10 protein-coding genes are annotated in these 10,086 nt (G+C 68.9%); 2 read left to right on the top strand and 8 right to left on the bottom strand.

The window, feature by feature from the left end; genetic code table 11:
• Positions 1-264: 264 nt before the first annotated feature.
• The 8 genes from NMN56_RS13050 to NMN56_RS13085 form a co-directional block, all read right to left on the bottom strand.
• A complete protein-coding gene (locus NMN56_RS13050) occupies positions 265-1,731 on the bottom strand; it encodes a nucleobase:cation symporter-2 family protein (protein ID WP_430542553.1) in 1,467 nt (488 codons plus the stop codon).
• A gap of 365 nt (positions 1,732-2,096) precedes the next feature.
• Positions 2,097-3,491, bottom strand: coding sequence for an 8-oxoguanine deaminase (locus NMN56_RS13055; protein ID WP_274047542.1), 1,395 nt, complete (start codon positions 3,489-3,491; stop codon positions 2,097-2,099).
• Between the two features lie 124 nt (positions 3,492-3,615).
• Positions 3,616-4,551, bottom strand: a complete 936-nt coding sequence (gene pucL / locus NMN56_RS13060) for a factor-independent urate hydroxylase (protein WP_274047544.1) — start codon at positions 4,549-4,551, stop codon at positions 3,616-3,618.
• 7 nt (positions 4,552-4,558) lie between these two features.
• Complete coding sequence (uraH, locus tag NMN56_RS13065) at positions 4,559-4,963, bottom strand: hydroxyisourate hydrolase (protein WP_274047546.1); 405 nt, start codon at positions 4,961-4,963, stop codon at positions 4,559-4,561.
• The gene (uraD, locus tag NMN56_RS13070) at positions 4,960-5,478 is read right to left on the bottom strand and encodes a 2-oxo-4-hydroxy-4-carboxy-5-ureidoimidazoline decarboxylase (protein WP_274047547.1); all 519 of its coding nucleotides are present in this window, start codon (positions 5,476-5,478) and stop codon (positions 4,960-4,962) included. Before uraD ends, uraH begins: the two co-directional genes overlap by 4 nt.
• Positions 5,479-6,050: 572 nt before the next feature.
• Positions 6,051-6,428, bottom strand: a complete 378-nt coding sequence (locus tag NMN56_RS13075) for a helix-turn-helix domain-containing protein (protein WP_274047548.1) — start codon at positions 6,426-6,428, stop codon at positions 6,051-6,053.
• Positions 6,428-6,682, bottom strand: a complete 255-nt coding sequence (locus tag NMN56_RS13080; RefSeq protein WP_274047549.1) for a YkoF family thiamine-binding protein — start codon at positions 6,680-6,682, stop codon at positions 6,428-6,430. Before NMN56_RS13080 ends, NMN56_RS13075 begins: the two co-directional genes overlap by 1 nt.
• Before the next feature lie 49 nt (positions 6,683-6,731).
• Entirely contained in the window at positions 6,732-7,643 is a 912-nt protein-coding gene (locus NMN56_RS13085) for a helix-turn-helix domain-containing protein (RefSeq protein WP_274047550.1), read from the bottom strand.
• A 286-nt stretch (positions 7,644-7,929) separates the two neighbouring features.
• Here NMN56_RS13085 and NMN56_RS13090 point away from each other — a divergent pair, with 286 nt between their 5' ends.
• Positions 7,930-8,889 carry an SAM-dependent methyltransferase gene (locus NMN56_RS13090; RefSeq protein WP_274047552.1) on the top strand — a complete coding sequence of 320 codons (960 nt, stop codon included), beginning with the start codon at positions 7,930-7,932 and terminating at the stop codon, positions 8,887-8,889.
• Between the two features lie 267 nt (positions 8,890-9,156).
• Positions 9,157-9,993, top strand: a complete 837-nt coding sequence (locus tag NMN56_RS13095; protein WP_274047554.1) for a TIM barrel protein — start codon at positions 9,157-9,159, stop codon at positions 9,991-9,993.
• Positions 9,994-10,086: the final 93 nt, after the last annotated feature.

Raw genomic sequence — 10,086 nt, forward strand, 5'->3', positions numbered from 1 at the left:
GGCCGGGACCTGACCGGACCGGGGCCTGACCGGACCGGGACCTGAGCCCCGGCCGGGGCCTGAACCCGGGCCCTCCGTTCCGCACCCCTCCGCGCTGCTCCCCGCCCCAGCCCGCACCGCACCGCCCCGCCCAGCCCGCGACCGCGCCCGTGCGCCCGCCGACGACGAAGTGGGCCCGGTGGTGGGGCGCACGGCTGGGCTTCAGCCGTCCGCCACACACCGGGCCCCACCGTGGTGGCTCGCCACCGGATGCGTGGCCCGCCGTTACGCGAGGGTCCGCTGGTGCGGAATCCCCTCGCCCGGCTCCATCGGATGCGTGACCATTTCGTCCTCGCGGTGGCTCTTGTTCCCGAGATGGTTGAAGACGAGGTTGAGGATGACGGCGGTGACGCAGCCCGTGGAGATCCCGGAGTCGAGGATGATCTTCGCGCTCTCGGGGAACGCGTGGTAGAACTCCGGCGCCGCGATCGGGATGACGCCGACGGCGAGCGAGACACCGACGATGAGAACGTTGTTGTCCTTGTCCAGACCGGCCTTCATCAGGGTCTGGATACCGCTGGCCGCGACCGACCCGAAGAGCACGACGCCCGCACCGCCGAGCACGGGCTGGGGTACGGACGCGATGAGCGAGGCGGCCAGCGGACACAGCCCCATGAGGACGAGGATGCCGCCGCCGGCCGCGACGACGAAGCGGCTGCGGACCCGGGTCATCGCGACGAGTCCGATGTTCTGCGCGAAGGCGCTGCACATGAAGCCGTTGAAGAAGGGGCTGACGAAAGAGCCCGCTGTGTCGGCGCGCAGTCCCGCGGCGATCGTCTTCTCGCCGGACGGCTTGTCGACGATCTCGCCCAGGGCCAGCATGTCGGCCGTCGACTCGGTCATCGAGACGAGCATGACGACGCACATGGAGATGATCGCGGCGATGGCGAACTGGGGCGCCCCGAAGTGGAAGGGCGTGGGGAAGCCGATGATGTCGGCTTCCCTGACGGCGGTGAAGTCCGTGATGCCGACGGGTATCGCGATCAGCGTGCCGACAACGAGGCCGATCAGCACCGCGATCTGCTTCATGAAGCCGGTGGTGAACCGGCGTAGCAGCAACACGATGAGCAGGGTGACCCCGGCCATGGCGATGTACTTGCCGTCGCCGTAGTGGGGGTCCTTCTCATTGCCGCCCTGCGCCCAGTTGAAGGCGACGGGCAGCAGGGATATGCCGATCAGCGTGATGACGCTGCCCGTGACGACAGGTGGGAAGAAGCGTACGAGCTTGCTGAAGAACGGCGCCCCGATGAAGCCGAGCGCCGCCGCGACCATCGTGGCGCCGAAGATGACGGGGAGCGCGTTCTCCGGCCCCTCGGACTTGTTGATGGCGAGCATGGGTGCCACGGTCGCGAAGGTCACGCCGTTGACGAAGGGGAGGCGGGCACCGATCTTCCAGACGCCGAGCGTCTGGAGGAGCGTGGCGAGGCCGGCCATGAAGAGACTGGCGCCGGTGAGGAAGGTCAGTTCGGTGACCGACAGTCCTACGGCGGCGCCGATGACGAGCGGTGGGGCCACGACCCCGGCGTACATCGCAGCGACGTGCTGGAGGCCGGTGGTGAACAGCTTCAGTGGCGGCATGCCCTGATCGACAGGGTGCTTCTCCTGCGTCTCCCCCGGTGGGGACTGTTCCGATACCTCCCCACTGCTGTCCGCTGACTTGCCTTGCGCGGTGAACCTGGGCGTCTTGGCCACTGCGGTCCTCCTGTCGATCTCAGTGCTTGCGGCACGCGCTTTCAGGGAGGTGGTGCGAGGTGGTGCTCGGTGTGCGGTTGTTTGCCGTCGCGCCCATGCTCGTCGTGAACGGAGCATGACAGGACCCCGTGAGGGTGAGGGGGGTCGCAGGTGAAGTGGGGGGTTCCGCAGGGGTGTTGCGGAGTGCGGGTGTTGCGGGGGTCAGTGAGAGGTCAGAGCGGGGGTCTGAGTGCGGGGGGGGTGGAGCGAGGGTGCTGCCGGGTGTCGCGCGCCGATCGGCGTCGCGGTGGTGAACCGGCCGGGAGCCGTCCCTCCCGGCCGGTGTCCTGGGCCCCGGCGCCGAACGGCCCGGAGAGCGGCGAAGGTCAGCCGGCCTGCGCTGCGATACGGGCGAGGCGCCTGGACTCGTCCCGCGCCCCGCGCGCGATCTCGTCCTCGTCGGCGTTGAGCAGGCGGCCGTTCTCGACCACGGGCTTCCCGTTGACGAAGGAGAGGGTGACCGGTGCGGCGGCGCCGAGGACCAGCGCGGCGACCGGGTCGGCGATGGAGGAGTGGCCGATGCCGTCGAGCTTCCACAGCACGGCGTCGGCGAGCTTGCCCGGCTCCAGCGAGCCCGTCTCCTGTGCGCGGCCCAGCACTTGGGCCCCGCCATAGGTACCCATGCGCAGCGACTGACGCACAGTCAGCGCGTTCTCCTTGTGGGGACCGAGGCGGTTGACGAGCAGCGCGTTCCGCAGTTCGGTGTGCAGCTCGCCCGACTCGTTGGAGGCGGTGCCGTCCACGCCCAGCCCGACGGGCACCCCGGCTTCCAGCATGTCGGGCACCCGCGCGATCCCCGCGCCCAGCCGGGCGTTGGAGGAGGGGCAGTGCGCGGCGCCGGTCTTCGTACGGCCGAAGGCCGCGATGTCGGCGTCGGTCATATGGACGCAGTGGGCCATCCATACGTCCTCGCCGAGCCAGCCCGTCGACTCGAAGTAGTCGGTGGGCCCCATGCCGAACAGCTCGTGGCAGAACTTCTCCTCCTCCGCCGTCTCCGAGCCGTGCGTATGCAGCCGCACGCCCTTGCGACGGGCCAACTCGGCGCCCTGGCGCATGAGTTCGGTGGAGACGGAGAACGGTGAGCAGGGCGCGACCGCGATGTGCAGCATCGAGCCGAACGAGGCGTCGTGGTACGTGTCGATGGCCGCCTCGGTCGCCTTCAGCGCGCCCTCCGTCGTCTCGACGGCGAAGTCGGGCGGCAGCCCCCCGTCCGACTCGCCCCTGTCCATCGAGCCGCGCGCCGCGGTGAAGCGCACGCCCAGTTCGGCCGCGGCGCGGATCTCGGCGCCCAGCAGATCGCCGCTGCCGCGCGGGAAGACGTAGTGGTGGTCCATCGCGGTGGTCACACCGCCGCGCACCATCATGGCGAGCGAACCGCGGGCCGCCGCGTGGACCATCTCCTCGTCGATACGGGCCCAGGTGGGGTAGAGGGCCACGAGCCAGTTGAAGAGGTTGGAGTCCGTCGCCAGGCCGCGGGTGAGCCACTGGTAGTAGTGGTGGTGGGTGTTGACCAGCCCGGGCGTGAGCAGATGCCCCGTGCCGTCGATACGGCGCGTGACATGGGTGAGCCCTTCGGGGGCCGGGCCGGCACCGAGGGACTCGATGCGGTTGTCGTTGATGACGAGGTGACCCGAGGCGTACTCGGTGTCCTCCGCGTCGACCGTCGCTATCGCGCAGTTCTCGATGACGACGCGCGAGCTGTCTGGGGCTGTTTCCGCCATGGTGTCCTCGCTGCGGGGTTGAGGCCCCTGCCCCGCCGCTGATCCCTCGTTCCCCCGCAGGCACCTCCCGGCGGGAGGGCGAGAAGGGAGCGGGGCAGGGCGGGAGGCGGGGCAGGGGGAAAGATCAGAGGTTGGTCATGTCGAAAGGTATGCGCGCTTCGGCGCCGTCACGCAGCACCGTCGCCTCGATCAGGCCGTAGGGACGGTCGGCCGCGAGGTAGACGGCACCGTCAGCGGCCTCGTTCTTCATCCCGAACGGTTCGAGGTCCACCTTGAAGTGGTGCTTGTTCGGCATGGAGAACCGGATCTCGTCTATCTCCGGCCTGCTGTTGATGGCGCGCGCGCCCATCTGGTACAGCGTTTGCTGGAGCGACAGCGAGTACGTCTCCGCGAAGGCCTGCAGCATGTGCTTCTTCGACTGGGCGTACGACTTCTCCCAGTTGGGGGTACGCACGCCCTCGGCGCCGGTCCAGTTGTGGCGCCACACGGAGGTGACCTCGGTCGCGAGGATACGGTCGTAGTCCTCGCGGAGGGTCGTGTAGCGGTCCTTGATGTAGCCCCAGAACTCCGAGTTGGTGGAGTTCAGGACCGTGAGCCCCTTGAGCCCGGACAGCACCTCGACGTTCTCGCCGTCGTACGTGATCTGCGCGGTGCGGGTCTCCTGGCCCTGGCGCACGAAGGAGTGCTGGACCTCGTCGGCGCCGATGAACCGGGAGTTGGCGTCGCTGGTCGCGATCCGGTCCCAGGTGTACTCCTCGACGCGGATGCGGGCCGTGCGGATGGGCTCGCAGCTGTCCACGAAGTGCCGGGCCAGCAGGATGCCGAACGCCTCGGCGGACTCGATGCCGTGTTCCTTCGCGAAGGCGAACACGGTGTTCTTGGTTGTGTCGGTGGGCAGCACATGGGCGTTGGACCCGGAGTAGTGGACCTCGTCCAGGTCGCCACTGAGGGCGACGGACACGTTGAGGTCCTTGATGTGGTGGGTGTCGCCTTCCCGCGTGATCTTGACGACGCGGTTCTCCGCCTTGCCGTACTGGTTCTGGCCAAGAATCGTGGGCACGTGTATGTCAGCTCCCTCGGTACACGGAGTAGCCGAACGGGGTGAGCAGCAGCGGCACGTGGTAGTGCTCGCCCGGATCGACGGCGAAGGTGATCGCCACTTCCGGGAAAAACGCGTCGCTGTCCCGTAGCGCGGGGGCGTCCTGCTGGGCCTCGGCTCGCTTGTTCTGTGAGAAGTACGCCTCGGTCTCGAAGACGAGCCGTACATGGGTGGTGCCTTCCGGCAGCGCCGGAAAGTCCTTGCAGCGCCCGTCGGCATCGGTCACGGAGGTGCCGTGGGGTGACCACGCGGCTCCGTCCCCCGCGGCCCGGTTGTTCCGTGCGGACATCCGCACATCGACGCCAGCGGCGGGGCGGCCGAGGCTGGTGTCCAGGATGTGCGTGGACACCGAGGTGAGGTTCTCGCCACTCATGCCGTGGGCGCTCCTTCCTCCGTGAGACGGGTGAGGCGAATGCGGTTGATCTTCGCCAGCTCCCGCCGCACGGTCTCCCGCTCCTGTTGCGGGGAGTTGTCGAGTCGATGACGGACGGCGTCCCTCATCTGCTCGCCGGTCAGACCGGTGGCGCAGATGAGGAAGACATGGCCGAACCGCTCCTGGTAGGCCAGGTTGAGTTCGAGCATCTCCGCCTTCAGTGCCTCGGACGATCCCTCCATGCCCCGCTGTTCACGGGACGAGGTCGGATCCCCCGGCTTCGGGCGCCCGATGGGCGGGTGTCCCGCCATGGCCTCCGCCAGATCGGCGTCGGTGAGCGCTGCGGTGGCATCATCGCTCGTACGGAAGAGATCCTCGACGCTGCCGTAGGGGCGCTGGGCGAGCAGGGTGCTCCCCCAGGCTCCGGCGGCGCACATCTCGTGGAGTGCGGCGCGAGCGGCGGGTTCCTCTGCGGAGTTGAACCAGGCAAGACCTGGGGTCGAACGCGAAGTCACGGAACCTCCGAGGCCGTGGTGCTGTTCGGGCTGGGAACAGCTAAGTCCTCGGACAACATCGCGTCAACACTTTGTTGAATGTCTTTCGACATCGCGGAAGACAAAGCCCGGCATCCGGAAGCGAATCGCTCGCGCCGCGTCGGCGTACGGAGCGTCTCGGGGTGACCCCGTGTCCCTTGTCTTTCGCGGGGTTCGACTGCTCGGCTGCGGCGTCCCGCCGGGGTACGCCTTGCGCCTGCCTGTGCCGTGCCGTGCCGGGGGCAGACCTTGCCCCTGACCGTGTTCGCCGGCTGGCGGTTGCTCCCCCAAGCTCTTCGAGCAGGGAGGTACCCCCATGGTTGCTCGCGCAGTTCCCCGCGCCCCTTCGGGGGCGCATCTCCCGGGGCTTGTCAGTCGCCGTTGGCGCGGAGCGTCTCGGGGTGACCCCATACCCCTGTCTTTCGCCGGGTCCGGGTGCGGCGTCCCGCCGGGGTACGCCTTGCGCCTGCCTGTGCTCTGCCGGCTGCGGGAAGCGGCGTGGTTGCTCGCGCAGTTCCCCGCGCCCCTCCGGGGGCGCATCTCCCGGGGGCTTGTCAGTCGCCGTTGGCGCGGTTGAGGTAGTTGTAGACGGTGAAGCGGCTGACGCCCAGCGCCGAGGCGACCGTCTCGACGCCGTGGCGTACGGAGAACGCGCCGCGGGTCTCCAGGATGCGGACCACGGACTGCTTCGTGCGGCGGTCGAGTTCGGACAATGGCACTCCGTGCCGTCTTTCGAGTTCGGCGAGGATGTGGTCGAGCGAGTCGGACAGATGCGGCAGCCGTACGGCCACCACGTCCTCGCCCTCCCAGGCCAGGACGACATCGTCGCCCTGTGCCTCGTCCGGAGGGACCATCGAGCCGCCCATCGCGTCCACGAGCGGCTTGACCGCGACGACGAACGGATGGCCCGAGGCGTCTGTGCTGCGCCCCATCACTCCTCGCCCTCCCCGATCACATTGACCTGCAAGGATACCCGGGTCGCCCCCGCGTCGATCGACCCCCGGAGCAGTGCGGAAACCGTGGCCAGCACCTCGTCGGCCGAACCCTCGGCCGTGTTGCCGAACGGGCCGACGTCCACCGCGTCCAGCGCCCCCGCCTGCACGATCTCCCGGGCCACGACCGCGTGTGCCGGCGCTTCGTCGAGATCGAAGGGCTCGGTCGTGAACTCCACTCTCAATCGCCTCATGGAGCCCACAGTATCGACGCCCGGCCAGGCACCCGCGCGGCGCTGACGGTCAGCCCATCTCGCGCAGCAGCTCGCGGATGAAGCCGATGCTCTCGTCCGGCTGGTACGCCTCGGCACCCAGCCGGTTCATGATCAGCGTGTACTGGTCGATCTCCGCCTGCTTGTCCAGATAGACGGCGCCGGTCAGATGCTCCAGATACACCTTGTCCGGCAGGTCGGGGTCGCCGAAGCGCAGCAGGGTGATGGGCGAGCCCGCCGCCGCTGCGCTCACCTCGAACGGGGCGATCTGGAGCGTCACATGGGGCAGCTCCACCATCTTCAGCAGGTGTTCGAGCTGGCCGCGCATCACGTCGGGGCCGCCGAACGGGCGCCGCATCACGGCCTCGTCCACGACGGCCCAGAGTTTCGGCGGCGCCGGATCCTCTCTGGCCAGCAGCCGCTGCCTGGCCATCCGCAGCTCAACCAGCCGTGCGATCGTACGAGGCTCGGTGTTGGGGTAACCCAGACGGCTGACGGCGTAGGCGTAGTCCTCCGTCTGGAGCAGCCCGGGCAGGAACTGGACCTCGTACGTCCTGATGAGCGAAGCGGCGTCCTCCAGTCCGAGGTGCAGCTCGAACCAGTCCTCCAGCACGTCGTTGTACTGATGCCACCAGCCAGGGGAGTTGGCCTGCCGCGCGAGCGTGAAGAAGTCGGCGCGCTCGTCGGGGTCGTGCACCCGGTAGAGCGTCAGCAGATCGGCTAGGTCGCGCTCCTTGGCGCCCACCTGCCCGCGCTCCAGCCGCGTGATCTTCGCGTGGGAGCCGCGGATGGCGCGGCCCGCCTCCTCGCGGGTGATCCCGTACTCCTGCCGCAGCCTGCGCAGCTTCACGCCCAGGACGATGCGCAGTGCCGTGGGACCGGCCTGCGGTTCTTGCGAGCCCCTGCGTGACGGCTCGCCGACCGGCTGCATCATGGCGGGCATTACGACTCCCGTGGGTCACTGGGCGGTCACAACAGTGTGGCATCGGCGCCCCTGTCCGGTACAGATACCCAGAGAATATGCGCGGTCAGCGCGTACGGGTCCCGGCCGGAGTTCCGCCCCGTGCCTCTCGGTTCCACCCTGCGCCTCTGACCCGTCGGGCCCGTGAACCGCAACAAGCCTTCCGGGCGCGGCAGTTACGAGCGCAGAATGTAGGCGTCCCGCACACGGAGAGCAACTACGATTTCGCGCACAGCAGCGGGTGATCACCTCACGACAAGGGGCGGACATGGACGAGAACGCCGACCGGAACGGCGGGACCGGCAGGACCGAGGGGAACGGCGGGACCGACGCGGGGCCTGGTACGGAGCGTCCGGCGCGCACGGAGCCGGCCGCCGTACGGACCAGCACGCCGGGCACCGCGCGGGGCGCCGGGACCGGTGAGCGGGACCTGGGGCTCGACCGGCACCACAGTGCCCGCATCTACGACTACTTCCTCGGCGGCAAGACCAACTTCCCGCCCGACCGCGAGGTGGCCGAGAAACTGCTCGCCGCCTTCCCCGGCTTCCGTAACGCGGCGCGCGCGAACCGCGCGTTCATGCACCGTGCGGCGCGCTACCTGGCCGAACGCGGCATCCACCAGTTCCTGGACATCGGCACCGGCATCCCCACCAGCCCCAACCTGCACGAGGTGGTGCAGTCCATGGTGCCGGCGGCGCGCGTCGTCTACGCCGACAACGATCCGATCGTGCTCGCCCACGCCCGCGCGCTGCTGACGGGGTCACCCGAAGGACGGACGGCCTACGTCGAGGCGGACATCACAGAGCCCGACTCCATCCTCGACTCGGCCCAACTGCTCGACACCCTCGACATGAAGCGCCCGCTCGCGCTGTGCCTGGTGGGTCTCATGCACTACATCGTCGACGAGCGGGACGCCTCCGGCATCGTGCGCCGCCTCGTGGACCAGCTGCCCTCGGGCTCGTACGTCGTCATCTCCCAGTGCACGCCCGACTTCGCGCCGGAGGAGTGGGAGCAGGCCATCAACGTCTACAAGGCGGACGGCGGCGAGGCGCAGGTGCGTCCGCGCGAGGAGTTCGCGCGCTTCTTCGATGGGCTGGAGTTGGTGGAGCCGGGGATCGAGGTGCCGCATCGGTGGCACCCCGATCCGGATTCCGCCGGTGTCGTCGGTATCGGGGACATGGATGACGCGCTTGTGAGTATGTGGGCGGGGGTCGCTCTGAAGCGGTAGCGGGCTTCGCCCGCGGGGGTTCCGAGACCTTGGCCCCGGATCGTCGTTCTTTTCGGACGGCGTCCGGGGCCTTTGTTTGTCTGCGGTCCGCGCCTTGTGCGCGGTTCGCCGTGTGTTCGCCTCCACCGTGCGGCCCGCCGTGTGTTCGCTCGCTGCGCGTGCGGCTCCGCCCGTGTGTGCCGCTTCGTTTGTGGCTGGGGGCCTTGACAGGGCGCCAGGCTCGGTAGCAATCTTTCAGTAAGCAGAATATGACTTCCACGATGCGAAATGGAAGGGAGTGCGGTCCCCGTGGCTTTCCCGTACCGGTTCACCGTCAACGCCTCGATCCTCTTCACCGAACTGCCCCTGCTGGAGCGGCCGGCCGCGGTCGCCGCCGCCGGGTTCGACGCGATGGAACTGTGGTGGCCCTGGGTCGACGCTCCCGTGCCGGAGCAGTCCGAACTCGACGCGCTGCGTTCCGCGTTGGAGGACGCGGGGGTCCAGCTCACCGGGCTGAACTTCTACGCCGGCCAGCTGCCGGGGCCGGACAAGGGTGCGCTCTCCCTGCCGGGTGAGGAGTCCGAGAAGTTCCGCGCGAATGTGGATGTCGCGGCGGAGTTCGCACGCAGCGTCGGGTGCCGTGCGCTCAACGCGCTCTACGGCAACCGTGTCGACGGGGTCGCGCCGGAGGAGCAGGACGCGCTCGCGCTGGAGAACCTCGCGTTCGCCGCGCGGGCTGCGGATCGGGTCGGGGCCGTGCTGCTCGTCGAGGCGTTGAATGCGCCGGAGGCGCCGGTGTTCCCGATCGTGAGTGCGCCGCGGGCTGTCGAGGTCGTTGACGCGGTGAACGCCCGTACCGGGCTTGGTAACGCGCGGTTCCTCATGGACCTGTACCACCTGTCCATGAATGGGGAGGACCTGGACGCTGTGATCGACGCGTATGCCCCTAAGACGGGGCATGTGCAGATCGCTGACAATCCCGGGCGCGGGGCGCCGGGGACTGGGGCGCTCGACTTCGGTTCTCTGTTGGGGCGGTTGGAGAAGGCGGGTTACGACGGCCTTGTGGGGCTTGAGTACAAGGCTGGGGCTGACGGGAGTGCGGCGGCCTTCGGCTGGCGTCGGTAGTCCGTTCTCTTTTTTTCGGGGCTTCGCCCCGTGCCCCCCTGTTGTTGTTCCTGTGGTTTGAAGCCCCTTCCCGTTCAATATGGGGGCTTCGCC

Source organism: Streptomyces iconiensis (genome assembly GCF_028657195.3).
GTDB classification, from domain to species: Bacteria; Actinomycetota; Actinomycetes; order Streptomycetales; family Streptomycetaceae; genus Streptomyces; species Streptomyces iconiensis.

Coding starts and splice junctions, on each gene's coding strand:
- NMN56_RS13055 (WP_274047542.1), bottom strand. CDS start 3,491: ATGGCGGAAACAGCCCCAGACAGCTCGCGCGTCGTCATCGAGAACTGC.
- uraH (WP_274047546.1), bottom strand. CDS start 4,963: ATGAGTGGCGAGAACCTCACCTCGGTGTCCACGCACATCCTGGACACC.
- NMN56_RS13075 (WP_274047548.1), bottom strand. CDS start 6,428: ATGGGGCGCAGCACAGACGCCTCGGGCCATCCGTTCGTCGTCGCGGTC.
- NMN56_RS13080 (WP_274047549.1), bottom strand. CDS start 6,682: ATGAGGCGATTGAGAGTGGAGTTCACGACCGAGCCCTTCGATCTCGAC.
- NMN56_RS13085 (WP_274047550.1), bottom strand. CDS start 7,643: ATGCCCGCCATGATGCAGCCGGTCGGCGAGCCGTCACGCAGGGGCTCG.
- NMN56_RS13090 (WP_274047552.1), top strand. CDS start 7,930: ATGGACGAGAACGCCGACCGGAACGGCGGGACCGGCAGGACCGAGGGG.
- NMN56_RS13095 (WP_274047554.1), top strand. CDS start 9,157: ATGGAAGGGAGTGCGGTCCCCGTGGCTTTCCCGTACCGGTTCACCGTC.